Here is a 23,840-nt window from a genome sequence, read left to right on the forward strand (position 1 = left end):
TCCGTCGGCCTGTCGAGGATTTTTTTTGCGCAAAACCCGGGGCCTGATCGGTGCGGATGCCTGCCCGGCGCCGCGAACGGGACTCGCGCCACCCGCCGCGTCGCGTTCCTGTGGTAGCTTCGGCGTCCGCCCCCGCTTGCCGGGCACGGAACCGAATCCAGGAAAGGACCAGGACATGGCCGAAGACAAGGCACAGAAAATCATCGCGCTGTGCGAGAAGCACTGGGCCGCCCACAAGCGCGACTGCAGCGGCTTCGTCAAGCGCGTCGCCGACGAACTGGGCATTCCGCTGAGCGGCCAGGCCAACGCCATGGTCGACCAGATCCAGCGGGCGCCGTGGAAACGCCTCGCCAGCGGCCGCGAGGCGAAAGACCACGCGGCCAACGGCGAACTGGTGATCGCCGGGCTCAAGGCCAATCCCAACGGACACGTGGTGATCGTCGTCGACGGCCCGTTGAGCCAGGGCAAATACCCCACCGCCTATTGGGGCAGCCTGGGCGGGGTCGGCAAGAAGAACACCACCCTCAACTGGTCGTGGAACGCCACCGACCGCGACCGCGTGATCTACGCCAGCTGGGCGTGGCAGCAATGACCGGAGGCCGGATGAAACCCAACCGCTTGCACACCCTCTTCGCCCTCGGCGCCCTGCTGCTGGGCGCCAGCCTCGGCGCCTGCGCCGCGGAAACCCCCTCGCTGTCGCCGTCCCGCTGCGACAGCGGGACGCCCCACAGCCTGCGCCAGGTCGACGGCTACCGCGTCCTGCTCTACGAGCCCGACGACCAGGCGGCGCCACAGGCCTGGCAGGGACCGGTGTGCATCGAGGCCGACACCCTGGCCAAGGCCTGCGTGCTCGACCTGTCCCTGGTCAAGGCAGTGGAGCCGGGCCCGCGGCCCGGCACCTTGAGGATCACCACCTTCAGCGGCTCCATGGCCTACCGGCAGGACGTCGATCCGCGCCAATGCCCCTGAGCCCGCGCGGCGTCCGTCCCCGCATCGCCCGGCGCGCGCGGTCCGGACATGAATTTCCGGGGACGAAAAGCGCCGCGCCGGGTCCATAACCAGAAGCCGGTGCCCGCGAGGGCCCGGACGTTTCCGACCCGTGGCCGACCGGCCGCGGGTCATGGCATGACGGCGCCGCGCCGAACGCGGGCGCCCATCCGCCATTCGGCTCGGCACAGCGAACAGGAGAAGTACCATGCAATGGGGCAAAGGGCGGCGCAGCGACAACGTAGTGGATGCACGTGGCAGCGGCGGCGGGCGGCGGATCGGCGGCGGGCTGAGCCTGGGCGGGATCGCCATCGTCGTGCTGTTCGGCGTCATCACCGGGCAGAACCCGCTCGACCTGCTGGCGATGCTCGCCGGCCAGGACACCGGCCCGGCGGTGAGCCAGCAGAGCGAGCAGGCGCCCCCGGCCAACGATACCCAGGCCGATTTCGTCCGGGCCATCCTCGGCGATACCGAGGACACCTGGGGCGCCCTGTTCGCCCAGAGCGGCAAGCAGTACCAGCAGCCCAAGCTGGAACTGTTCAGCGGCGGGGTGAACTCCGCCTGCGGCTTCGCCGACTCGGCGGTGGGCCCCTTCTATTGCCCGGGAGATCGCCAGGTCTACCTGGACATGAGTTTCTTCCGCGACCTGGAAACCCGCTTCGCCGCGTCGGGCGATTTCGCGCGGGCCTACGTGATCGCCCACGAAGTGGGCCACCACGTGCAGACCCTGCTGGGCGTGTCGGCCAAGGTCGATGCGGCGCGCAAGCGCGGCGAACGCCTGGAGGGCGCCAATGGCCTGCTGGTCCGCCAGGAACTGCAAGCCGACTGCTTCGCCGGGGTCTGGGCCTATCACGCGCAGAAGCGCCTGAACTGGCTTGAACCGGGCGACCTGGAGGATGCGCTCAAGGCGGCCAACGCCATTGGCGACGATCGGCTGCAGAAGCAGACCCGCGGCCACGTCATGCCCGACTCCTTCACCCATGGCACCTCGGAACAACGGGTCCGCTGGTTCCGCACCGGGTTCGACCAGGGCGAACTCTCGCGCTGCGACACCTTCGCCACCCGCGGCCTCTGACCCTCGCTACAAACGGCGACCCGCCGAGGCGGGTCGCTCGCCAAGGGACGCGCCACAAGCGCACCCGCCTCAGGGCCGCCGCGCGCGCAGCGTCCCTGGCTCGCCCTCGCCTCTCGCCGATTTTCGGTGCGTAACCGCCCATGTCAGCACGCCACTGAGGCCACCAGGGCGCCATGCGGCTATCATCTCGCCCTTTGCATGAACAGTAGCAGGGTCCCAGCCATGAACACTCCCCCCAGCGAATCCGCCCAGACCGCGCAGATCCGCCGCGCCGGCGTCGATCTCGGCGGCCTGATGTCGGTGCTGAGCAAGCACCTGTACTCGACGCCGATGGTGGCGCTGCGCGAACTGGTGCAGAACGCCCACGACTCCATCGTCCGTCGGCGGATCGAGCAGCCGGACTGGCAAGGCGCGGCGCGTATCGACGTGATCGCCGACAGCGCCGCCAAGACCATCCGCATCGTCGACACCGGCGCCGGCCTGACCGAGCACGAGATCCACGCGTTCCTCGCCACCGTCGGCGTCGGCTACACCCGCACCCTGCGCCAGCAGGACGACGACAGCGGGTTGATCGGCATGTTCGGCCTGGGCTTTCTCTCGGCATTCGTCCTGGCCAAGCGGGTCAGCGTGCGCACCACCTCCTACCAGCAGCCCGACCAGGGCCACTGCTACGTCTCCAGCAGCGCCGAGCAATACAGCGTCAGCCCCATCGCGCCGCGCGAGGTGGGCAGCGAGGTGTTGCTGGAGCTGCACGACGAATTCGCCGCCCTCGCCCATGACGCGCGCCTGCGCGACATCCTCGGCCGCTACTGCGTGCTGCTGCGCGAGCCGATCCACGTGGATGGCGCGGGCGAACCGATCAACCCGGAGCCGCCGCCCTGGCGGCGCGACGATCGCAGTGCCCTGCATCCATTGCAGGCGCGCCGGCGCAAGCTGGAATTCGCCGCCCACTTCGAACACGATTTCGAGCCGATCTGCACCTTCGACCTGCGCCCGGAGGGCGGCAGCGACGCCATCGGCCTGCTGTGGGTCCAGGACGGCGGCACCTATGGCACCAGCGACAACCGCAACCTGTCGATCTTCCTGCGCGGCATGCTCCTCGACGACGACGCCCGCGATTTGCTGCCGCCCTGGGCCGGCTTCATCGGCGGGGTGATCGAATCGAACCGCCTGACCCCCACCGCCAGCCGCGAGGACCTGCAGCGGGACGCCCACTACACGGCGATCCAGCACGCCCTGAGCGAGGCGCTGATCAGCGGCCTCGGCGAGATCGCGCGGAGCCAGCCGGAGGCCTGGCGCCGGGTGCTGCTGCGGCACAACGAAGCGCTGCTCGGCGCCTCGCTGTGCGACGAGCGCCTGTTCGCGCTGATGATGGACAGCGTGCGCATCCCCACCTCCCAGGGCGACCTGGTGGCCCGCGACCTGCAGTCCAAGGGCGCCCTCCACGTGCTGCTGGACAGCGACAGCGGCTTCGAGGAAATGCTGTTCCGCACCCTCGGCGTGCCCGTGGCCCACGGCAACCGCTACGCGGTGGTGCCCTTCCTGCGCCGCTGGACCCAGGCGAAAGGCCTGCGCCTGGTGGAGCTGGGCACCGAACAGGGCAACCGCCAGCTGTTCAACCTGGCCGAACTGCCCGAGGCGGAACAGGCATGGCTGGCGAGCCTGCTGGGGGACGAGGAGAAACTCATCGTCGCCCGCTTCAGCCCGCCGGGCCTGCCCCTGGTGGTGGTGCCGGACCGCGAGGCGGAGCTCAAGCGCCGCCTGGAGGAGGACGACGCGGACAAGCGCATCTCCACCGCCGCGCTGCGCCTGGCCCGGCAGTTCACCGCGAAGATCCAGAGCACCCAGCTCAGCCGCCTGTACATCAACCTGGACAACCCGGCCATCCAGGCCCTGCTCGACGCCCATCGCCAGGGCAACCCGCGCTCCGCCAGCGCCGCGCGCCTGCTGCGGGCGTTCAAGCGGATCATGGCCAGCCATAACGACAAAGAGAACGCCAGCCAACTCGGCAGCGCCCTGGCGGACCTGGCCGTCGCGGTGCACGACCTGCTGGCCGTAGACGCCCGAGATACCTGAGATACCTGAGATACCTGAGATACCTGAGATACCTGAAGTAGAGGAGAGAACATGGACATCTGGCATTGGGTCGGCAAGCTCAACGACGAATTGATCGAGGCCGGTCAGGGCGAAAGCGTGCGCACCCTCGAGACCCTCACCGACCACATCTGCGACCTGGAAATCGAGCAGGCCGACGCGCTGGTGCCGGAAGCCCGCGCCCTGTGCAAGACCCTCGGCAATCCCTGGATGGAGGTCTTCGTCCGTCACTGGGAAATGCGTAACCGCGTCGGCAACAAGCTGGAAGGCGAAAGCGCCCTGGCCGACGCCGTGTCGCTGTTCGAGCTGGCCCACCGCGAGGACACCCTCGAGTGCCCGCAGGCGGTCTGCGTCACCCAGGACCTGGCGTCCTGCTACGCCAACATCGACGGTCCCGGCTGGGTCGCCGAGCGCATCGAGGTGTGCGAGGAAACCCTGGCGCGGATCGATCCGAGCTGGAACTGCTACCAGTGCCTGAGCAACGAACAGGCCGAAGCGCTGCTGGACGACGACCGTCCCCTGGACGCGCTGGCGTTTCTCGAACGCCAGGAGCGCCACATCGAGGCCGCCGGCGAGAGCGCCTACGACAGCGTCCACGAGATGCGCATGAGCATCCTCATCGCCCTCGACCGCGACGCGGAGGCGCTGGCACTGATCGAGGCGATGGAAGCCAAGGTGGAAGGCGCCGAGTGGAAGAACGTCAGCCAGCCGCGCGAGCTGCTCAAGGCCCTGGCCCTGGCCAAGCTGGAGCGCGACGACGAGGCCTGGCCGCTGCTGATGCCCCTCGCCGACGTGGCGCCACGCTACCGCGTCACCTGGATCAAGGCCCTGTATCTCCTGCTGCAACGGATGCCGGCGCGCAACACCTGGACCCTCGGCGGCGAATTGCAGGCCACCCTCGACCACCTGTCGCGGCATGGCGCGCACCGCCACCTGATCACCACCGGGGTGCTCTGCGCGCAACTGGCGCTGCAACGCGGCGCCCTCTGGACCGCCCGCCGCACCCTGGCGCTGGCGCGTCGGCACCAGCCGAAGCTGAACGCCGATCGCGGGGCCGACGACCTGCTCAACGCACTGGAGGCGGCGATCCAGTCCGCTCCCGACGGCAGCCCGCCACCGGTGCCGGCCGAGCAACTGCTGGCCTGGCTGGAAGCGCGCGGCGCGGAAGGCGGCTCGCGCAACCCGGAGACCGAGGCCGAGTGGCTGCTGCACGCGGTGGCCCGGCGCCCCGACGACACCGACCTGCTCGCGGTGGCCGCCTCCGCCCTGCAGGCCTGCGCCGCCCACGACGAGGCCATCGAGCTGCTGTGGCGCTATGCCGAACGCCATGACGACTCCGAACAACCGGTGATCTTCCAGTTGCTGCATGCCCTGCTGGAGCGCGGCGACCAGGCCGGGGTCGAGCGCCTGGCCGCCCTGTTCGAGGCCCGCGCGCCGCAGGTCGCGGCCTGGTGCCAGGCCAAGCTGGCCCAGCGCCTGGGCGACTGGCCGGCGCTGGAGGCCGCCAGCCGCCGGGTGCTCGCCGTCAAGCCGGAGCTGAGCGATGCACACTTCCTGCTGGCTCACGCACTGATGCGCCAGGCGCGCTTCGCCGAGGCCGCCGACTGCTACCTGCACCTGAGCCACAGCGATCACGAGGACACCGCGCGCAGCGCGCTGTGGGATTACATGACCGCCGCCAGCGCCGCGGAGAACTGGGACGCGGTGCGCCAAGGCGCACAACGCATCGGCATGACCCTGAGCAGCGACAGCGGCCCGGTCGAGGAAGAATGGGGCTGGGTCATCATCCGCTACATCGAGAACGGCGAGGCGCTCGACTACTACGCGCAACGCACCGGGCCGGTCACCGCGCGGATCCTGGAAAACGCCGGCGGCGGCCGCGTGCAACACGTCGGCGACCGGGTGGTGTTCGACGCCGCGATGCTGGTCGCGCCGCCGGAAGACCCGGAGCAGCGCGAGCATTTCGTCGCCACCTATGGCCAGGTACACACCCTGAAAACGGGCGAATACGGCGCCAGCTGGTTCTTCGATGGCGTGCATCCCGGCGAAGAGGCCTTCGCCGGCCTGCGCGACGCGCTGGACGCGCGCGGCTGGAACCTCTGGGTGCACAGCGCGCCGGACTACCGGCTGGAGGACAGCGAAGACCCGCGGGACGAACCCCTGCCGGGCGTGTTTTTCACCCTGGCGGCCCCGGAGAGCCTGCCGAGCCTGGCGCTTCACCAGGCCATGGAAGACTTGACCCGCGACTGGCCCCATCGGCTGTGCTGGCTGCGCCTGGCCGAACACTGCGGCGCCGATCCGCAGCCGCACCTGGAGGCCATCGAGCGCTACGGGCTCTGAGCCGGGTCGGGGCGCTCAGGCGCCCCGACCCAGGCATCCGGGCAACGCATTCGAGCGTCGGTAGCCGCCCAGACCCGCGATGGCTGCCAACCAAGCCGGAGCCGATCAGGCGTCGAGGCGCGCCAGCAGCGCGGCGCAATCCGCCGCGTACCAATCGACCAGCTCCGGCCAGGGATTGTTCGGCAGGTTGACCAGGGCGGTGCGGGCACCCGCGGCACGCCCGCATTCCAGGTCGAAGCGGTAGTCGCCGACCATCAGCAGCCGCGTCGGAGGCACTGCCCAGCGCCGCGCCAGTTCCAGCAGGCCGTCCGGGTCCGGCTTCGGCCGGGCCTCGTCGCGGCCGAGCACGTCCGCCGCCTCGAAACAGGTATCCAGGCCGATGGCGGCCAGGGTGATCAGCGCCAGCGCGTGGGCGTTGCGGGTGAGAATGCCGAGGCGCACGCCGCGTCGATGCAGTGCGCGCACCAGTTCCACCGCCCCCGGCGCGGCCCGCGAACCCAGGGCCAGGCCGCGCTCGTGTTCCAACAGCCAGGCGTGCTTGTCCGCCGCCTCTGCCGCCGGCAGCGCCGCCAGGTGATGCAGGATGTCGTCCTCCTGCGGGATCGACAGGGCGCGGCGGATCGCCGCGAAATCGTGCACCGCCACGGTCAGCGTGCCGTCCATGTCGAATACCCAGTGCCGGCAATCCGCCAGATGCATGGAAACCCCTCGCCCTCGTTCAAGACCGCGCCAGCATACGCGAGGCCCGCCGGGGCGGCTCAGTAGTTGATGATCAGGGTGACGTTGTCCAGGTAGACGCCGACCGGCAGATTCGCCTGGGTCGGGTCCACCGTCACCAGGAAATTGAAGTTCTGCAGGTTGCCGGTACCCATCGCCGCCTGGGTTTGCGCGGTGGTCCACACCGTGGTCGTACCGGGGTAATAGATCTGGTACCTGAGGTAAGCGCTGGAATAACGCATCCGCCGCCAGGGCGCCTGGTAGTTCTGGCCGTTGTCGAAGCCCAGCGTATAGCCCTCGGTGTTGGTGCAGATCACCGCCAGGGTCTGGGTCACCGAGCCGAACTGGCTGACCAGGGCTTTGCTGCCGAAATCCACTTGCGGCAGGCTGCTGACCAGGCAGGCCTTGGTCACCACCAGGGTCAGGGTCACCGAGGCCAGGGAGCCGCTGCCCCAGTTGGTCGGCGCGCCGCAGATGCCGGCGGTGCAGCTCTGGGTCAGGCCGGGGCTGCGCTGCCAGGCGCACAGGTTGAGCGCGCCGACGGTGCAGATCGCGTACTGCCAGTTGAGGCTGATGGTGGCGGTATAGGTGCCCGCCGGCACGTTGGCGCCGAGCGAGGTGCGGAAGTACATGGCGATGGCGCTCTGCGAGCCCCCCACGCCGATCAGGCTGATCGCCCCCAGTACCTGCGGCTGCGCGCTTTGCAGCGCCTGGCTGTAGCCGGAGTCGGTGAACAGCTGGAAAGGAATCTGGTTACCCTGGCCGTCGCTGAGCATCGTGCTGGCGCTCGCCAGGGTCACCCGCACGTAGGCCGCGGTGAGCAGGTTGAGCGAACCGTCGCAGGCCAGCCCCCCGCTGGCGGCGGCCTGCTGCGCGGTGGTGCGGATGCTCAGCGAGCTGACCGTTCCCAGCGCCACGTTCGGGTTGCCCACCGCACAGGCCGCCCAGGCACCGACGCTCGCCAGCCAGAGCGCCGCCAGCAGGCCCAGGCGGGCGATGGCGCGGATGGACGCCCTCATCGGCATACCAGCGGGCCCACCAGGGCGAGTTGGTCGCTCTGGGTATCCAGGTCGAAGGCACTGGCGCAGCGCGTGCCGTCGGGAAGCTCCACGTCCAGGCGGTTGTGCGCCTGCAGGTGTTCGAAATACACCAGGCCGTCCCAGCCGACGTAAGCCGTCTGCCGGCTTTCCCGGTCGCGTACCGGAGTGCCGCGGGGCAAGGGCGTGCCGCGGCTGTCGATCAGCACGATGCTCGCCGCCGTCACCGCCTGCAGGGGAAACTTCAACAGCGCGCCCGCGCCCTGGCGCACCGCGAGGAACTGGCTCAGCTCGTCGCTGCGCACGTTGGCCGGCAGGTCGAGCAGGTCCACCTCGTACTGGCCGCGGTAGTAGGACGGCACCCAGGGCACCAGCAGATGGCCGTTCGCATTGGTGGTGCCCAGCGGCTGGTGCTCGAAGCGCACCGGCACCCCGGCGAAACCGGCGGTGTCCACCAGCACGAAGGCGTCGGAGATCCGGTTGCTGGCGAACAGCGCGTCGTTCATCCACACCAGCGAACCGCTGGCCTCGCCCCAATGGGTCGCGCGCCCGGCGTCGGTGTAGGCGCCGCCCTGCAGTTGCACGTAGCGGGTGCGCCAGGTGACGTCCGCCTGGCGATAGCCGCTGCCGGCGTAGCCCAGGTTCCAGCCCAGCCCGCCTTCGCTGGAGACCGAGCGGCTATAGGCCACGCGCTCGGCGAAACCGTCGCGGCGGTTGCGCTCGACGCCGACGTTCAGCGTCGAGTGCAGGTCGAAGGGCACCACGAATTGCATCTGCGCCGAATAGCCCTCGCCGCCCAGCACGCGGTTGAAGGACAGGTAGAAGCTGGCCTGGCGGAACAGGTTCTGCGACCAGGACAGGTTGACCAGACGGGTGCGCGAACCCACCGGGTTGCGTGTCTCGAAGTAGCCCACGCCGAGGGTCCCGAGGTTCAGCTTGCCGAGCTCGCCGGGGCTGTAGGAGAAGGTCGCCTGGTCGCTGCTGCTGGGCAGGTAGCTCGCCCTGGCGCGGCTTTCGCGGGCGCCGATGACCCCCAGGTCGACATAGCCGGGGTCGCGGTCGATGTGCTGCATGGCAATGCCGAAGCGCCGCGAGTAGTAGCTGTAGCCGAGGCTCAGTTGCCGCCCGCTTTCGCCCAGGGAGCGGCTCTGGGTCAGGGAGGTGCCGAACACGCCCCAGCGACCGATGCCGAAGGTGCCGCCGAGACCGGCCAGGGTCAGGTCCTGGCTGTCCTCGACATGGCCTTCCAGGGTCACCCGGTCGTTCAAGCCGTAGCGGGCGGTACCGCTGGCGGCGGCGCTGCCGTAGGTGAAGTTCTCCACGCCATACTCGCGGCGCAGCTTGCCCACCGACAGCGAGTAATCGAACAACCCCTGCTGCAGCAGGGTATCGGTGACGTAGAACGGCACGCGGGTGGACACCCGGCGTCCGAGGGCGTCGGTGGTCACCAGAGTGGCGGTGCCGGCGCCGCTGATGAAGGGCACGTTGTTGACGGTGAAGGGCCCCGGGTTGAGCGTGTCGCTGCTGACCTGGGAGTTGTCGATGAACAGGTCGAGGGTGGTGGGGATCGACGCATCGCCGGAGAAACTCGGCAGCGGGTAGGTGATCAGGTCGGGACGCAGGCCGAAATCCCGGGACACCTGCACCCCGCCCATGCGCACCGAGGTGTTCCAGGTCAGCGCACCGGTGACCAGGTCGCCGAGGGTGTAGGCGGTGAGGTTTTCCTGGTCGTCCTGGCTCCACTGGGTGTCGTAACGAATGTAACCGTCGCCGAAGCCGTTGCCGGAGAAATGCTCGCGGTAGGTGCCGGTGTTGGACAGCACGCCGAAACCGCCGAACACCCGCTGCTCGAGGAACGCGTTGGCGCTCTTCGAACCCCGTTCGGTGCTGCTGTAGTAGAGGTCGTAGTTGAACAGCGCGCCGAGGCTGCTTTGCGCGGGCAGATAGTCGTGTACGCGGCGCCGGCCCAATTCCTGGCGCGGCAGCCAGTCGGCGGGCAGGGTCAGTTCCAGGCGCTGGCTGCTGGCCTCGTAGCGGCTTTGCAGGCCGGGGATCCGGTCCAGCGCCAGCGGGTCCTCGTCCCCGGTCCCCTCCAGGGCGACGCCCACGGCGCGCAGGTCGTCGCGGGCCACGAAGTAACGCCCGCCGCGCGCGCTCACCGCCACCACCCGGCCGGTGGGCATTTGATTGACGACCATTTCCAGGAACAGCTCCATCGGTTCGTTCTCGGGTTCGCCGGCCAGCGCCGTCGTCAGGCAGCAGGACAGCAACGTGGCCAAGCCCAGGCATTTCCAGCGGGGTCGGCCAAACGCGGTCCCGGTCCGGTCGCTCCTGCCCGGCACGTCCGCGCCTCTCAGTCGGCGACCAGAGGCTGAGGTTGCTCCCCGTCGTTGACCCGTGCCTCCAGCACCCCTCCGCCGGCGGGCACCTCGGGCGGCAGCGGCCAGCGCATCTCGACGCCGGGCAGCACATAGCCCAGCAATCCCTCGGACAGGGCGTAGCTGGCGTTTCCCTGGCGCAGCCGCACCGCCGACAGGCGCGCGTGGGCGGTGCCCACATTGCGCAGCAGCAGGTAACGCGCGCCGCCCTCGCCGGCGAAACGGTAATGCAGCTCCGGGCGCAGCAGGCCGGGCTTGCCGGACCCCTGCAAATCGACCTGGGCGCCGCTGCCGACCACGAACAGGGGCACCGAGTAGCGCATCTGGAATTTGATGCCCAGGCGCGGATCCTCGGCGCTCTCGGGGGTGAGCATTTCGTCGACCAGGATCCGATAGGCGCGCTCGCGGCCCGGCTCCACCGGTTGCCGCAGGATCAATCGCACCATCTGCTGCTTGCCCGGTTCCACGCGGGTCACCGGTGGGCTGCCGACCACCCCCTGCTGGGCCGCGAGGACGTCGGCGTACTGGGCCTGGCTCCAATCCAGGATGCGCACTTGCAGGCTGACCGGCTTCTCGCCACGGTTTTCCAGCCAGAGCGCGGCGGCCTTGTGCTCGCCTTCGATGCTGGGGTTGATCGGCCAGATCAGGATCGAACTGGCCGCCACGGCGTCCCGCGCCATCCATGCGAGGACGCCGGCCAGCGCCAGCCACCCCCAGGTCATTCCCTTGAGCCTTGCCTGCAACCCACTCATCCGACGTCCTTGTTCAATAGGAAATGGTCACGGTCACGGTGTCGCTGTAGAGGCCGGCCGAGGGCATCGTGGCGACGGCGAACAAGCGGGCGTAGACGGGGTACGCCAGGGTCCCGCCGCTGGCGGGGAAGGTCAGGCTCATGCTCGTACCGCCGTTGCTGTTGTCGCCCCAGACGGTGCTGTAGGCCGCGTCCTGGAACAGTTGATAGCGCAGCCGCTCGCTGCCCTTGGCCAGGTAGCGGCCGCCGGCGATGGAGCCGCTGGCGTTGAGCCCGGCGTTCAGCGCGATGCTCACCGCCAGGCCGGGCGTGCATTGCATGACGATGGAGCCGCTGCCGAGGGTGCTGCTCAGGGAGACGTCGCTGGGCAGGCTGCTGAATTGGCCGAAGGACAGCGTGCCGAAGGTGGTCGTGTCGCTGGCGCCGCTCCCCAGCAGGCAGCCGGCGACGACGGCGGCGCGCAGCTGGAAGCTCTGGGCCAGGCTCAGCTCGTTGGTCCCGGTGTCGGCCCGGACCGGCACCAGCGCCAGCCCGGCGGCGAGGCCGGCGGCCCAAGGCCACGCGCGTGCCCCGCGGAACCGGGCGGGCGCCCGCGGCTTCGAGCCGGACCTCGCGCGGCGCCTCACCAGACCACCGTGACGGTCAGGGTGTCGGTGTAGATCCCCGGCGTGGGGGTGCTCTGGGCCGGCACCCGGCCATAGATCGGCAACCACTGATTCGCCCCGGTCCCCATCGCGCTGATCCCGGTGACGTTGTCCCAGACCGTGGCATAGCTGGCCGAGGTATAGAGGTTGTAGAGGATGGTCGCGTTGCCCGGACCGACCAGGCTGCGCGCCGTGGTATTGCCGCTGTTGCCCGGGGAGATCAGCACGCGGTACGGAACATTGGCGACGCAATTGATCCGCAGCGCACCGCTGCCGGTTCCGCCGGTGGTCTTGAGCGTGTTGGCCAGGGAAAAATGCGTCCCGAAGTCCAGCGTATCGAACTGCCCGGGGTTGGACGTGCCGGTGCTGCCGGCCACGCAGGAGGGCAGCACCAGCGCGTTGACCCCGAGCGTGGCGCTCTTGTCGACGGCATGGGCCGCGCCCGGCCATCCCAGGCCGGCCAGCAACAACGGCCACATTCCCTTGATCGTCATCGACACCATGGCGCGTCCTGTCTGAAAAAAACGGCGGCCGCGGCCCCGCGCTCCCGAAGGAGGCCGGGCCGAAACCCGCCAAAACCCTTAGCTGTTCCGGGCTACCAGGTGACCGTGACCTGGACCGTGTCCAGGTAGGTCCCCGCCGCGGGCGTGGCCTGCACCGGCACGCGGCCGTAGACCACCACTTCCTGGGCGGCGCCGCTGCCGGTGCCGGACAGCACGCTGCCGCCATTGCTGCCGTTGCCCCAGGGAACGGTGCGCGCGGTGTCCTGGTAGAGGTTGTAGGAGATGTAGGCGCCGCCGTTGCTCATGCGCCGCTGGGTACCCGAGGCATTGAGCCCGGAATCGATGGCGACGCTGTAGTTGGTTCCGGTGCTGCATTGCAGGCCGAAGGAGCTGCCACCGCCGGCGCCGACCGAGCTGCCCTCGACGATGTTGTCGAGGGACGGGTACTCGCCGAAGTTCAGGGTACCGAAGGTGTTGGTGCTGCCGTTGCTGCTGCCGTTGGTGACGGTGCAGCCGCTGCCGATGGTCATCTGGACGTTCATCTGACCCTGGACCTGGCCCGCGGAATGCGCCTGGCCGGCGACGAACAAAAGGCAGAAAGACAAAGTGGTGCGAAGCGTAGTCACGGGAGGCTCCTTTTGTTCGTAACCCTACGGCTTTCACACTAGTTCAAACTGCCATCACACCACTCAGTCAAACCGCCAGCGGCTTTTCCGCGACGCGGCGATCGCCGCCCAAGCCCTTGTCGCCAAAGGCTTTGGCCGATAGTCGTAAGCCAAGCCGACGGCCAGGAAAGGCTTTTGTCCTACAAGAAATACCTGTTTGCACTGTCAGAAAACGCTGACCGATTGCCGCCTGCATCGGGCGGGCTCATTTCCAGTCCTCGCGCAAGCGGATCAGGCCTTCCTGCACGACCGAGGCGACCAGCCTGCCGTCCCGGCTGAAAATGCTCCCGCGGGAAAAGCCCCGGCCGCTGTTGGCCCATGGGCTGTCCATGGCGTACAGCAGCCATTCGTCGGCGCGCAGATCGCCGTGGAACCACAGCGCGTGATCGAGGCTGGCCACCTGCATGAACTTCTGCCAGACGGAAACCCCGTGGGGCAGCAGCGAGGTGGTCAGCAGGTTGAAGTCCGAGGCATAGGCGAGGATGTACTTGTGGATCGCCGGGATGTCCGGCAACGCCCCGTCGGCGCGGAACCAGATGTACCGGGCCGGCTCGGCGATTTCCGGGCCGAACGGGTCCTCGGTTCGCACCGCACGGATCTCGATGGGCTTGTCGCTCACCGCGCGCTCGCGCATCCGCTCCGGCAGGCGGTCCGCCACCGCGCGGGCCAGCTCGGTCTCCGACTTCAGGTTCTCCGGGCCGGGCACGTCGGGCATGGCGATCTGGTGCTGGAAGCCTTCCTCGTGCTGCTGGAAAGAGGCGCTGCAGGTGAAGATCGGCTGGCCCTTCTGGATCGCGGTGACGCGGCGGGTGGTGAAGCTGCCGCCGTCGCGCACCCGGTCGACCTGGTAAACCACCGGCAGGCCGGCGTCGCCGGGGCGGAGGAAATAGCCGTGCAGCGAATGCACCGAGCGGGTCTCCTCCACCGTCTGGCTGGCCGCGGACAGCGACTGGCCGAGCACCTGCCCGCCGAACAGTTGGCGAAACCCCAGGTCCTGGCTGACGCCGCGGAAAAGGTTTTCCTCGATGGCCTCCAGACTCAACAATGCGACCAGATCGTCCAACACGTGACTCATACCGCTCTCCCCATTCAGACGTGACCGCAGCCCCGCTCAGGCGGGCGGCGGCAGGCGCAAGTGTGCGTAGGCCGGCAGGGACGTCAGGCGGGCGTCCCAGACCGCGCGGCCCAGGGTGAAATGGTAAAGGCTTTGCCAGCGGCTGTCGGCCAAACCGAGCAATTCATGCACCGCGTCGTCGAAATAACAGCCGATCCCGGTGCCGGACAGGCCGGCCGCCTCGGCTTCCAGGTAGAGCACCTGGCCGATCTGCCCGCACTCCCAGAATAACCGCGGATAGCGCCAGGCGCCGTCGGCCAGGGCTTCGTCGAAGCGTGCCAGCATCGCCAGCGACAGGCATCCGTCACGGGCGATGGCCTGCCCGCAGGAGAGGAATTCCGCCAGCCCGGCGGCTTCGCCGGCCAGCAGCCGATACAGCGGCAACTCCGCATGGACCCGCTCCCGGGCGAAATCCTCGCGCAGGCCGGTGGGCGGCGCGCCATCGCTGCGTGCCAGCCAATACAAGCCGGGTTCCAGCCCGCGCACCCGGTGGACGAACAGCAGCAGGTCGACCCGCGCCGGCTCGCCAGTGACGGCGAAGGGCACCGGCGCATTCGCCGGCATCGACCGGCGCAACCAGGCGAACAGCAGCTCGGCCTGGATACCGGTCGTCGGGTCCATGGCTTGGGCGCTGCGTCGCCGATGCAGCAGCGGCCGCAGGGGCAGGCCCGGGTTGGCCGGAATCGTCTCGGCCGGCGGCGCCCGCCAATCGGGACGGAGCCCCAGGCGCGGCGCCCGGCACAGGTGCTGGACGCGCTGCAATTCCGGCCAATCGCGATGCGCGGGGGACAATAGGTTCGGCGTGCCCAGGTATTCGAGGGCCGCCAGCGCCGTCCAGAAATCCGCCGGCAGGGCGAACTCGCCGGGTTGCACCGGGCCCAGCCAGAGCAGGCAGTCGACTCGCTCGTCCTCGCCGGCCGCGACGCTGTCCAGCCCCAGCGCGGCGTCCAGTTCGTCGGGCGCCGGTTGGCGCAGCAGGCGGGTTTGCCAGCCCAGGGCCGCGGCGGCGATCGCCAGCGCGGCCAGGGCGTGGCCGAGGTCGTGCTGGCAGTAGCGGTAGGCGCGCTCGCCGTATTTCCAGGCCTCGCGCCAAGCGATGCCGGTCAGCGCCAGCAGGCAGCCGCCGGGCGGCAACGACGCACCCAGGGTGGCACCGAGCGCATCGGGCAGGCGGGCGCGGATTTCCAGGGCATGCAGGTCCGCCGCGTAATGGGCGACGAGCGCGGCCTCGTCCAGCGCGCCGGGCGGCATTAACAGGTAGGCCTCGGTGGGGTGCAGGTTGCCCGAGGAGGGGTTCACCCGCAGGGCCCAGCGACTGCCGCCGGCCTCCTTCCAGGCGGACAGCGCCAGGCTGTCGTAGAGCAGTTGCGAGACGCTGGCGAGGTTCAAGGGCGCGGGAGCGCCGACCGGGCCAGCGAACACCGCGTCGTAAGCCGGCGACTCCTCCAGCGGACGCTGCCACAGCGGCAGGCGCGGCGCGCCGCCATAGCGCCGGAAGGGCGCCGGCTGGTTCGCCCAGTCCAGTTGCCCGGGACCCTCGGCGAAGGCCGCCGGGGCGTGCTTGCTCAGGGCGTGATACGCCCGCACGCGCGCCTCGGCGTCGCTCACCGGGCCACCCACTCATCGCGATACAGGCGATACAACACGTGGCGGCGCAGCCAATGGCCGGCGGGCAGGTCCGGGTGATCGAAGTCATCGGCGGGGTCGCGGTGCATGCCGATGGCCTCCATCACCCGACGCGACGGCGCGTTGTCCACCGCGGTGTAGGCGACGACCTGGGCCAGGCCGAGCCGCTCGAAGCCGCAGGCCAGGGCGGCGCGCGCGGCTTCGCTGGAATAGCCCTGACCCCAATGCGCACGGGCCAGCCGCCAGCCGATTTCCACCGCGGGGCTGAAATGCGCCTCGAAGCCCATGTGGCCGAGGCCGGTGAAACCGATGAAGGCGCCGTCGTCCTTGCGCTCCAGGGCCCAGAGACCGAACCCGTGCTCGGCGAAATGCGCCTGGATCCGCGCATAGGACGCTTCGGTGCGCGCGGCGCTCTGCGGTTCGGGGAAGTAGTGCATCACCTCGGGGTCGGCGGACAGGGCGATGTAGGCGGGCAGGTCCTCCGGGCGCCAGGTGCGCAGCAGCAGGCGCTCGGTATGCAATTCGATGGGTTCGGTCATGGGGCGGTCCTCGAAACTTGAACGGCGTCGCCGGCGGCCGCCATACTCGGGCGATTGCGCTGCCCCGAACGGCGGCCGTGGCCGCCCGGCGAGGCGCTGCGCGGTGGCCGGGGCGCCTAGTGTACGAGGTCGGCCACGGCCTCCGAGTTCGATCCATCGTCGCTCGACGCGACGCCAGCCCCGGCCAACCATGCGCGTACCGCTGATCTACCACGACGACTACAGCCCGCCCTTCCCCGGCGAACACCGCTTCCCCATGGAGAAATTCCGCCTGCTGCGCGACCACCTGGTGGACAGCGGGCTGACCGACGACGCCGCGCTGCGACGCCCGGACCTCTGCCCGCCGGATATCCTCGCCCTGGCCCACCAGCCGGCCTACATCGAACGCTTTCTCGCCGGCGAGCTGGACCGCGAGCAGCAGCGCCGCCTCGGCCTGCCCTGGAGCGCGGCGCTGGCCCGGCGCACGGTGCGCGCGGTGGGCGGCTCGCTGCTGACCGCGCGCCTGGCGCTGCGCCACGGCATCGCCTGCCACCTGGCCGGCGGCACCCACCACGCCGGCTACGACCATCCGGCCGGTTTCTGCATCTTCAACGATTTGGCGGTGGTCAGCCGCTGCCTGCTGGAAAGCGGCGAGGTGCAGCGGGTGCTGATCTTCGACTGCGACGTGCACCAGGGCGACGGCACCGCGCGGTTGCTCGCGGAAGTCCCGGAGGCGATCACCGTCTCGCTGCATTGCGCGACCAACTACCCCGCGCGCAAGGCCGACAGCGACTGGGACATTCCCCTGCCGGCGGGCATGGGCGACGCCGACTACCTGCGGGTGGTGGACGACGCGCTGAACTACCTGCTGCCGCTGTACCAGCCGGACCTGGTGCTCTACGACGCCGGGGTCGACGTACACCGCGACGATGCCCTCGGCTACCTGGCCCTGAGCGATGCCGGCCTGGCCGCGCGCGAACGCAGCGTGCTGCGCCATTGCCTGCAACGCGGCATCCCCGTGGCCGGGCTGATCGGCGGCGGCTACGACCCCGACCGCCAGGCCCTGGCGCGCCGCCATGGCATCCTCCACCACAGCGCGCAACGCGTCTGGGACGAGCTGCACGGGGACGCCGGACGCTGAAGTCCCCTGGCGATGTCCGGCGCTGAACCTCTCGGAAAAACGCGCAGTCACACCCCATGAGGCCGCCGAAAACGGTCTTCCCAGAAGCGAAGACAGGAGGTTCCCATGGAGTTCCGTTGTGTGTTTTCCAATTGTCAGTGGAGCGCGGGAAAGCTCTGTAACCTGGGTGGAGAAGTGATGCTGCACCAGTGTTGCCGGCGCTGCGGCGCGTACCGCTATCGCCCGCCGATGGCCAAGGCGGCCAACGACGCGACGAACGACGCCCACGCGTCCTGAGGGCGCACCTGCCGGCGCGGGTGCCCTCGGCTAGAATGCGCCTCCCTGCCCTCGCCGCCGCCCGCCATGACCACGACCGCTCCGCCCGCCGATCTGCCTTCCGCCACTCCGGCCGCCAACATATACGCCCCTGCGCGGGCGATCCTGATCGGGGGCGGGCCCGCCGGGTTGATGGCCGCCGAAGTGCTGGCCCGGGCCGGGGTCGCCGTGGACCTCTACGACGGCATGCCCTCGGTGGGGCGCAAGTTCCTCCTGGCCGGCGTCGGCGGTATGAACATCACCCACTCCGAACCCCGCGAGCCCTTCCTGTCCCGCTACCGCGAGCGGCGCCAGGAGATGGCCGCCCTGCTCGACGGCTTCGACGCCGACGGCCTGCGCGAATGGGTGCACGCCCTGGGCATCGAGACCTTCGTCGGCAGTTCCGGGCGGGTCTTCCCCCGCGACATGAAGGCCGCGCCGCTGTTGCGCGCCTGGCTGAAACGCCTGCGCGAACTGGGCGTGCGCCTGCACACCCGGCATCGTTGGCTCGGCTGGGACGAGAGCGGAGCGCTGCGCATGGCCACCCCGGAGGGCGAGCGCCGGCTGCGTGCCGACGTGCTGGTGCTGGCCCTCGGTGGCGGCAGTTGGGCACGCCTGGGCTCGGACGGCGCCTGGGTGCCCTGGCTGGCCGCGCGGGGCGTCCCGGTGGCGCCGCTGAAGCCGGCCAACTGCGGCTTCGAGGTGCCCGGCTGGAGCCCGTTCCTGCGCGATCGATTCGCCGGGGCGCCGCTGAAATCGGTGGCCCTGAGCCTGCCTGGCGAACCTCCGCGCCTGGGCGAATGCGTACTCACCCAGTGGGGCCTGGAAGGCAGCCTGGTATACGCCCTGTCCGCGGCGATTCGCACCCGCATAGAGGCCGAGGGCTTCGCCGAACCCACCCTCGACCTGCTGCCCCAGCGCACCCTGGAGCAGGTCCGGACCGCCCTGGCCAAGCCCCGCGGTTCCCACTCCATGGCGAAGCACCTGCATCGCCAGGTGGGCATCGAAGGAGTAAAGGCCGCGCTGTTGCGCGAATTGGCGCCCGCCACGGCGTTCGCGGACCCCTCGCGGCTCGCGCAGGCGCTCAAGGCCCTGCCCGTGCACCTGGTGGCGACGCGACCGCTGGACGAAGCGATCAGCAGCGCCGGCGGCGTGCGCTTCGAGGCGCTCGACCAGGCGTCGATGCTGCGCGACCTGCCGGGCGTCTTCTGCGCTGGGGAAATGCTCGACTGGGAAGCGCCGACCGGCGGCTACCTGCTCACCGGCTGTTTCGCCAGCGGGCGCCGCGCCGGATTGGGCGCCCTGGACTGGCTGCGCCGCACCCGCGAGGCACCCGAGTCGTCGCGGCCCTGATACCGTCCGGCCGCGGGTCGCACGGCGCACTCGACGGCAACGGCTATGCTTGCGCTAAGCTGGCGCGGCGAGTTCGGCCCGCCCGCCGGTGCCAGCCACCAACGTCCGGGCGCAGGCATGCGCCCCCGTCAATCGTTTCCACGAGCATAGGTAGTCCATCAGCCGTGACTCATTTGTTGGTCTGCGACGACTCGAACATGGCGCGCAAGCAATTGATTCGCGCGCTTCCGGCCGAATGGCCGGTGACCATCAGCCAGGCCACCAACGGCCAGGAAGCCCTCGAGGCGATCCGCCAGGGGCTCGGCCAGGTCATGCTGCTCGACCTCACCATGCCGGTGCTGGACGGCTACCAGACCCTCGCCGCACTGCGTGAAGAAGGCTTGCAGACGAAAGTGGTGGTGGTGTCCGGCGACGTCCAGGAAGAAGCGGTGCGCAGGGTCAAGGAACTCGGCGCCCTGGCCTTCCTGAAAAAACCCGCCGACCCGGAAATCCTCCGCGCCACCCTGGTCGAGCTCGGACTGTTCGATCCCAAGGCCGAGGCGCCGCCATCCGCGCCCACGCAGGACCAGGACGCGCTGCTGGACACGCTGAAGGTCAACTTCCGCGATGCCCTGCGCGAGGTCACCAACGTCGCCATGGGCCGCGCCGCCGCGCTGCTGGCCAAGGTGCTCGGGGTGTTCGTGCAGTTGCCGGTGCCGCAGGTGAATATCTTCGAGGTCAGCGAACTGCACATGACCCTCAGCGATGCCCAGCGCGGCCAGCGCCTCAGCGCCGCCTGCCAGGGGTTCATCGGCGACGGGATCGCCGGCGAGGCGCTGCTGCTGTTCCATGACTCCGAGGTGTCGGACATGGCGCGCCTGCTGAAATGGCAGCCCAAGGACGACAACGAGACCTCGGAGATGCTGCTCGACCTGTCGAGCATCCTGATCGGCGCCTGCCTGTCCGGCATCGCCGAGCAGATCGACGTGCGGTTCTCCCAGGGCCATCCGATGCTGCTCGGCCAGCACGCCTCCATCGAGCGGCTGATCCACCTCAACCAGAAGCGCTGGAAGAAGACCCTGGCGGTGGAAATCAGCTACAGCCTCGAGGGCGACCACATCCACTTCGACCTGTTGCTGCTGTTCACCGAGGACTCGATCCGCCGCCTGACCCACAAAATCAATTACCTGCTGAATTAGAGGGTGGCCGCCATGCCCGCGCAGATCGACATCAAAGAAGTCCACTGGCTGCTCGACATCGTGCAGTGCATCGACGTCGGCGTGATCGTGCTGGACCGCCAGTACCGGGTCGAGGTCTGGAACAGCTTCATGGAAAACCATTCCGGGCTGGGACCGGACGACGTGCACGGCAAGAAACTCTTCGAGCTGTTCCCGGAAATCGACGAACAATGGCTGCGGCGCAAGGTGGACACCGTGGTCCAGCTGGGCACCCGCGCCTTCAGCCTGTGGGAACAGCGGCCCTACCTGATGCACTTCAAGAACTACCAGCCGATCACCGGACAGGAGGACTTCATGTACCAGAACGTCACCCTGTTGCCCCTGGCCGCCGCCTCCCAGGGCGAGGTGGAGCACCTGTGCGTGGTGATCTACGACATGACCGCCGCCGCCACCCACAAGAAACAGCTCGCCGCCGCCCAGCAAGGCGCCTGAATCCTCGCTTTAGTCCGTTCGGGTATCTAAATGTGCATGCCCGTACGATTCTGCTATAAAGCTTCGCAGCGTTTACGCTCCTGACACGGGAGCGAAAACGCTGGATGGTCCAGGCCCCATCAGCAGTCCCGCCGCCCACCGTCCCTTGCGCGCCCACCCCGCGCGCAACGAATCGCGGAGGCTGCGTCGTATCCGCTCCCCATGCCCCCATACCCGGCCCAGGCCGGCAGGAGTCGCCATGCGCGCTTACGTCAATCCTCTTCTCGTCGCCTGTACCCTCCCCTTTTTCCCCAGTGCCGAAGCCACCGTGGAATGGCACGTCACCCGCGCCGACGACCACTACGACGGGGTCTGCAACGCCGACTGCTCCCTGCGCGACGCGGTGACCGCCGCCAATCGTGGCAAAGGCGCCCAGCGCATCCTGCTTCCCGCCGGCACCTATGTGCTGAGCCTGCCGGCGGAGGTGGACGAGGAAGGCGCGACCCTCGACGAAGACGCCAACCTGAACGGCGACCTGGACGTGACCGGCGACGTCGCCATCCTCGGCGCGGGCGTCGGACGCAGCGTGATCCGCGGCAGCAGCAGCGCCCACGACCGCCTGCTGGAAGTGCGGCCGGGCGGGCGCCTGCGCCTCGAAGGCCTGAGCCTGGAACAAGGCCATACCTCGTTCTACGGCGGCGCGCTGGAAAATCACGGCGAAGCCTACCTGCGGCTAGTGGACCTGACCGGCAACGTCGGCTCCGCTGCCTTCGAACCGGGCGCCGGCGGCGCCATCGCCAACTTCGGCCACATGGAGATCGACCAGGCGCGCCTGCGTGGCAACCGGGCCTCCGCCGGGGAAGGCTATTTCGGCCACGGCGGCGCCATCTACAACGCCGGCGACCTGCGGGTACGCGACAGTCGCTTCGACCAGAACACCACCTCCGACGACGACGATTCCGGCTTCGGCGGCGCCATCTACAACCGCGGCAAGCTGGAGGTCGCGCGCGTCTCGTTCGTCGGCAACCGGGTGTCGGTCAATGGCCAGGGCGCGGCGATCGCCAACGACAACGGCGCGGTGCTGAGCCTGGCCAACAGCACCCTCAGCGGCAATTTCGGCGACGCCTTGAGCAACGGCCTGCGCTACACCGCGCAGGGCGGCACGGCCCAGGCCACGGTGATCAATACCACCCTGGCGGCCAACGAGGGCTTCGGCGTGCGTAACCGCGGCGTGCTGAACCTGCGCAACAGCCTGATCGCCGGCAACCACGACGAGTCCGGCGAAACCGTGCAGAACTGCCTGAACGAAGGCACCGCCTACAGCTATCGGGCCAGCGGCCTGTTGCTGGGCAGCGGCCCGGGCAACTGCACCGGCGAGATCAACGTCGAGGACCGCCTGACGTTCGTCAGCGTGCTGTACCCGCTGGCCGACAACAACGCGTCGACCCCGACCCACGCCCTGCGTCCGCGCAGCCCGGCGCTGGATGCGGCCATCGGCAATTGCCCGGTGCAGGACCAGCGCGGCAGCATGCGTCCGCGGGATGGCGACGGCGACGGGGTGGCGGTCTGCGACCTGGGCGCCTACGAGCGCGCCAAGCCCTGAGCCACGGCGGCGCAGGGCTTCGGCTCAGGCGCCTTTGCCGCCCGGCTTGCGGCCGAAGGCGGGGGCCTTGCGCACCGCCTTGACCTTGGGTTTCTCGCTGTCGACCCAACTACCCAGGCGGGCGCCGGCCTTGCCGGCCACAGGGTCCTTGGGCTTCTTGGGTTTTTTCGGTTTCTTCAGCACCTGCCCGCTGGCATCGGTCTGCGGGACCCGGTGCTCGGGCTCGAAGCCGGCTTCTTCGTGCCGTCGCAAGGTCTGGCGGATCAACGCCTCGATGGCGGCGAGCAATTGCACTTCGTCGGCGCAGACCAGGGAGATCGCTTCGCCGCTGGCGCCGGCGCGCCCGGTGCGGCCGATGCGATGCACGTAGTCCTCGGCGACGATGGGCAGGTCGAAGTTGACCACCTGGGGCAGGTCGTCGATGTCCAGGCCGCGGGCCGCCACGTCCGTGGCCACCAGGATCCGCACCTCCCCGGCCTTGAATCGCTGCAGGGCGCGCAGGCGTGCCGGCTGCGGCTTGTCGCCGTGGATCGCGTCGGCGGAGAAGCCCGCGGCCTGGAGTTCCTCGACCAATTGATCGACGCCCTTGCGGGTCTTGACGAACACCAGCACCTGCTCCCAGCGCTGGCGCCGCAGCAGGTGCAGGAAGAGTTCGGACTTGCGCTTCTTGTCCACCGGCACCAGCCACTGCTCGACGCTCTTCGCCGCCGCGTTGCGCGGGCTGACCTCCACCGACAGCGGGTCGCGCAGCAGCTCGCCGGCGAGGCTGCGGATGGCCTCGGAGAAGGTCGCGGAGAACAGCAGGGTCTGGCGTTTCTTCGGCAAGGCGCAGAAGAGTTCGTCGAGCTCGCGGGAAAAGCCCAGGTCGAGCATGCGGTCGGCCTCGTCCAGCACCAGCGCCTGCAACTGGCCGAACTTCACCGCGTTCTGCCGGTACAGGTCGAGCAACCGGCCGGGCGTCGCCACCAGCACGTCGATGCCCTTGCGCAGCTTCATCATCTGCGGGTTGATGCTCACCCCGCCATACACCGCATAACTGCGCAGCGGCAGGTTCTGCCCATAGCTGCGAAAGCTCTCGTGGACCTGCTCGGCCAGTTCGCGGGTCGGCACCAGCACCAGCGCCCGCACCGCGTTGCTCGCCACCGGCGGGCCTTCCAGGCTCAGCCGTTGCAGCAACGGCAGGGCGAAGCCGGCAGTCTTGCCGGTGCCGGTCTGCGCCGCGGCCATCAGGTCGCGGCCCTTGAGCACCGCGGGAATGGCCGCCGCCTGCACCGGCGACGGGGTCTGGTAATCGAGCGCGGCGAGCGCGCGCAGCAGGGGATCGATCAGGCCGAGGTCGGCGAAGGTCATGGAAAGGCAACCGGCTGGGAAA

The 23,840-nt window shown here is 69.4% G+C and carries 22 protein-coding genes; 11 read left to right on the forward strand and 11 right to left on the reverse strand.

The genetic code is table 11. The features are described 5' to 3' along the window. Positions 1–175: 175 nt before the first annotated feature. The 5 genes from OGL92_RS13125 (at position 176) to OGL92_RS13145 (ending at position 6,496) form a co-directional block, all read left to right on the forward strand. A complete protein-coding gene (locus OGL92_RS13125) occupies positions 176–592 on the forward strand; it encodes an NlpC/P60 family protein (protein ID WP_263144092.1) in 417 nt (138 codons plus the stop codon). 11 nt (positions 593–603) lie between these two features. Then, entirely contained in the window at positions 604–969 is a 366-nt protein-coding gene (locus OGL92_RS13130; RefSeq protein ID WP_263144094.1) for a hypothetical protein, read from the forward strand. 226 nt (positions 970–1,195) lie between these two features. After that, complete coding sequence (locus OGL92_RS13135; RefSeq protein WP_263144095.1) at positions 1,196–2,062, forward strand: neutral zinc metallopeptidase; 867 nt, start codon at positions 1,196–1,198, stop codon at positions 2,060–2,062. Positions 2,063–2,260: 198 nt separating this feature from the next. After that, a complete protein-coding gene (locus OGL92_RS13140) occupies positions 2,261–4,138 on the forward strand; it encodes an ATP-binding protein (protein WP_263144097.1) in 1,878 nt (625 codons plus the stop codon). 51 nt (positions 4,139–4,189) lie between these two features. Then, positions 4,190–6,496 carry a hypothetical protein gene (locus OGL92_RS13145; protein WP_263144098.1) on the forward strand — a complete coding sequence of 769 codons (2,307 nt, stop codon included), beginning with the start codon at positions 4,190–4,192 and terminating at the stop codon, positions 6,494–6,496. Positions 6,497–6,601: 105 nt separating this feature from the next. On the opposite strand, the gene OGL92_RS13150 is transcribed toward OGL92_RS13145, so the two are convergent. From OGL92_RS13150 to OGL92_RS13195, 10 genes are all read right to left on the reverse strand, one after another. Further along, a complete protein-coding gene (locus tag OGL92_RS13150) occupies positions 6,602–7,195 on the reverse strand; it encodes an HAD family hydrolase (RefSeq protein ID WP_263144099.1) in 594 nt (197 codons plus the stop codon). Between the two features lie 59 nt (positions 7,196–7,254). Next, positions 7,255–8,232 carry a spore coat protein U domain-containing protein gene (locus OGL92_RS13155; RefSeq protein ID WP_263144100.1) on the reverse strand — a complete coding sequence of 326 codons (978 nt, stop codon included), beginning with the start codon at positions 8,230–8,232 and terminating at the stop codon, positions 7,255–7,257. Beyond that, positions 8,229–10,529, reverse strand: a complete 2,301-nt coding sequence (locus tag OGL92_RS13160) for a fimbria/pilus outer membrane usher protein (protein WP_263144102.1) — start codon at positions 10,527–10,529, stop codon at positions 8,229–8,231. The genes OGL92_RS13155 and OGL92_RS13160 overlap by 4 nt, the downstream gene beginning before the upstream one ends. Positions 10,530–10,603: 74 nt before the next feature. Next, the gene (locus OGL92_RS13165) at positions 10,604–11,350 is read right to left on the reverse strand and encodes a molecular chaperone (protein ID WP_263144103.1); all 747 of its coding nucleotides are present in this window, start codon (positions 11,348–11,350) and stop codon (positions 10,604–10,606) included. A 43-nt stretch (positions 11,351–11,393) separates the two neighbouring features. Then, the gene (locus OGL92_RS13170) at positions 11,394–11,900 is read right to left on the reverse strand and encodes a spore coat U domain-containing protein (RefSeq protein ID WP_263144104.1); all 507 of its coding nucleotides are present in this window, start codon (positions 11,898–11,900) and stop codon (positions 11,394–11,396) included. A 101-nt stretch (positions 11,901–12,001) separates the two neighbouring features. Then, positions 12,002–12,526, reverse strand: a complete 525-nt coding sequence (locus OGL92_RS13175; RefSeq protein ID WP_263144105.1) for a spore coat U domain-containing protein — start codon at positions 12,524–12,526, stop codon at positions 12,002–12,004. Positions 12,527–12,618: 92 nt separating this feature from the next. Further along, a complete protein-coding gene (locus tag OGL92_RS13180; RefSeq protein ID WP_263144106.1) occupies positions 12,619–13,152 on the reverse strand; it encodes a spore coat U domain-containing protein in 534 nt (177 codons plus the stop codon). A gap of 244 nt (positions 13,153–13,396) precedes the next feature. Next, positions 13,397–14,266, reverse strand: a complete 870-nt coding sequence (gene tesB / locus OGL92_RS13185) for an acyl-CoA thioesterase II (protein WP_263144107.1) — start codon at positions 14,264–14,266, stop codon at positions 13,397–13,399. 36 nt (positions 14,267–14,302) lie between these two features. After that, complete coding sequence (locus OGL92_RS13190) at positions 14,303–15,913, reverse strand: SagB/ThcOx family dehydrogenase (RefSeq protein WP_263144109.1); 1,611 nt, start codon at positions 15,911–15,913, stop codon at positions 14,303–14,305. Continuing rightward, a complete protein-coding gene (locus OGL92_RS13195) occupies positions 15,910–16,470 on the reverse strand; it encodes a GNAT family N-acetyltransferase (protein WP_263144110.1) in 561 nt (186 codons plus the stop codon). Before OGL92_RS13195 ends, OGL92_RS13190 begins: the two co-directional genes overlap by 4 nt. A gap of 190 nt (positions 16,471–16,660) precedes the next feature. Here OGL92_RS13195 and OGL92_RS13200 point away from each other — a divergent pair, with 190 nt between their 5' ends. The 6 genes from OGL92_RS13200 to OGL92_RS13225 all read left to right on the forward strand — a co-directional run bounded on the left by OGL92_RS13200 (position 16,661) and on the right by OGL92_RS13225 (position 22,468). Then, positions 16,661–17,590, forward strand: a complete 930-nt coding sequence (locus tag OGL92_RS13200) for a histone deacetylase (RefSeq protein ID WP_263144112.1) — start codon at positions 16,661–16,663, stop codon at positions 17,588–17,590. Between the two features lie 105 nt (positions 17,591–17,695). Continuing rightward, on the forward strand, positions 17,696–17,866 hold the full coding sequence (locus OGL92_RS13205) for a PSPA7_2676 family Cys-rich small protein (RefSeq protein ID WP_263144113.1): 171 nt from the start codon (positions 17,696–17,698) through the stop codon (positions 17,864–17,866). A gap of 66 nt (positions 17,867–17,932) precedes the next feature. Further along, a complete protein-coding gene (locus OGL92_RS13210; RefSeq protein WP_263144116.1) occupies positions 17,933–19,237 on the forward strand; it encodes a TIGR03862 family flavoprotein in 1,305 nt (434 codons plus the stop codon). Between the two features lie 164 nt (positions 19,238–19,401). Further along, positions 19,402–20,415: a response regulator gene (locus OGL92_RS13215; RefSeq protein ID WP_263144117.1), complete on the forward strand. Its 1,014-nt coding sequence runs from the start codon at positions 19,402–19,404 to the stop codon at positions 20,413–20,415. A gap of 12 nt (positions 20,416–20,427) precedes the next feature. After that, positions 20,428–20,886, forward strand: coding sequence for a PAS domain-containing protein (locus OGL92_RS13220; RefSeq protein WP_263144119.1), 459 nt, complete (start codon positions 20,428–20,430; stop codon positions 20,884–20,886). 238 nt (positions 20,887–21,124) lie between these two features. Next, on the forward strand, positions 21,125–22,468 hold the full coding sequence (locus OGL92_RS13225; protein ID WP_263144120.1) for a CSLREA domain-containing protein: 1,344 nt from the start codon (positions 21,125–21,127) through the stop codon (positions 22,466–22,468). A 24-nt stretch (positions 22,469–22,492) separates the two neighbouring features. On the opposite strand, the gene OGL92_RS13230 is transcribed toward OGL92_RS13225, so the two are convergent. Beyond that, a complete protein-coding gene (locus tag OGL92_RS13230; RefSeq protein WP_263144122.1) occupies positions 22,493–23,818 on the reverse strand; it encodes a DEAD/DEAH box helicase in 1,326 nt (441 codons plus the stop codon). Positions 23,819–23,840 lie beyond the last annotated feature (22 nt).

The organism is Pseudomonas sp. RIT-PI-AD, from assembly GCF_025642785.1.
GTDB lineage: Bacteria > Pseudomonadota > Gammaproteobacteria > Pseudomonadales > Pseudomonadaceae > Pseudomonas_T.

Bases quoted from the DNA above. Each gene is read 5' to 3' on its own strand.
- OGL92_RS13125 (WP_263144092.1), top strand. From the start codon at position 176: ATGGCCGAAGACAAGGCACAGAAAATCATCGCGCTGTGCGAGAAGCAC.
- OGL92_RS13130 (WP_263144094.1), top strand. From the start codon at position 604: ATGAAACCCAACCGCTTGCACACCCTCTTCGCCCTCGGCGCCCTGCTG.
- OGL92_RS13135 (WP_263144095.1), top strand. From the start codon at position 1,196: ATGCAATGGGGCAAAGGGCGGCGCAGCGACAACGTAGTGGATGCACGT.
- OGL92_RS13140 (WP_263144097.1), top strand. From the start codon at position 2,261: ATGAACAGTAGCAGGGTCCCAGCCATGAACACTCCCCCCAGCGAATCC.
- OGL92_RS13145 (WP_263144098.1), top strand. From the start codon at position 4,190: ATGGACATCTGGCATTGGGTCGGCAAGCTCAACGACGAATTGATCGAG.
- OGL92_RS13150 (WP_263144099.1), bottom strand. From the start codon at position 7,195: ATGCATCTGGCGGATTGCCGGCACTGGGTATTCGACATGGACGGCACG.
- OGL92_RS13155 (WP_263144100.1), bottom strand. From the start codon at position 8,232: ATGAGGGCGTCCATCCGCGCCATCGCCCGCCTGGGCCTGCTGGCGGCG.
- OGL92_RS13165 (WP_263144103.1), bottom strand. From the start codon at position 11,350: ATGACCTGGGGGTGGCTGGCGCTGGCCGGCGTCCTCGCATGGATGGCG.
- OGL92_RS13175 (WP_263144105.1), bottom strand. From the start codon at position 12,526: ATGGTGTCGATGACGATCAAGGGAATGTGGCCGTTGTTGCTGGCCGGC.
- tesB (WP_263144107.1), bottom strand. From the start codon at position 14,266: ATGAGTCACGTGTTGGACGATCTGGTCGCATTGTTGAGTCTGGAGGCC.
- OGL92_RS13195 (WP_263144110.1), bottom strand. From the start codon at position 16,470: ATGACCGAACCCATCGAATTGCATACCGAGCGCCTGCTGCTGCGCACC.
- OGL92_RS13200 (WP_263144112.1), top strand. From the start codon at position 16,661: ATGCGCGTACCGCTGATCTACCACGACGACTACAGCCCGCCCTTCCCC.
- OGL92_RS13205 (WP_263144113.1), top strand. From the start codon at position 17,696: ATGGAGTTCCGTTGTGTGTTTTCCAATTGTCAGTGGAGCGCGGGAAAG.
- OGL92_RS13210 (WP_263144116.1), top strand. From the start codon at position 17,933: ATGACCACGACCGCTCCGCCCGCCGATCTGCCTTCCGCCACTCCGGCC.
- OGL92_RS13220 (WP_263144119.1), top strand. From the start codon at position 20,428: ATGCCCGCGCAGATCGACATCAAAGAAGTCCACTGGCTGCTCGACATC.
- OGL92_RS13225 (WP_263144120.1), top strand. From the start codon at position 21,125: ATGCGCGCTTACGTCAATCCTCTTCTCGTCGCCTGTACCCTCCCCTTT.
- OGL92_RS13230 (WP_263144122.1), bottom strand. From the start codon at position 23,818: ATGACCTTCGCCGACCTCGGCCTGATCGATCCCCTGCTGCGCGCGCTC.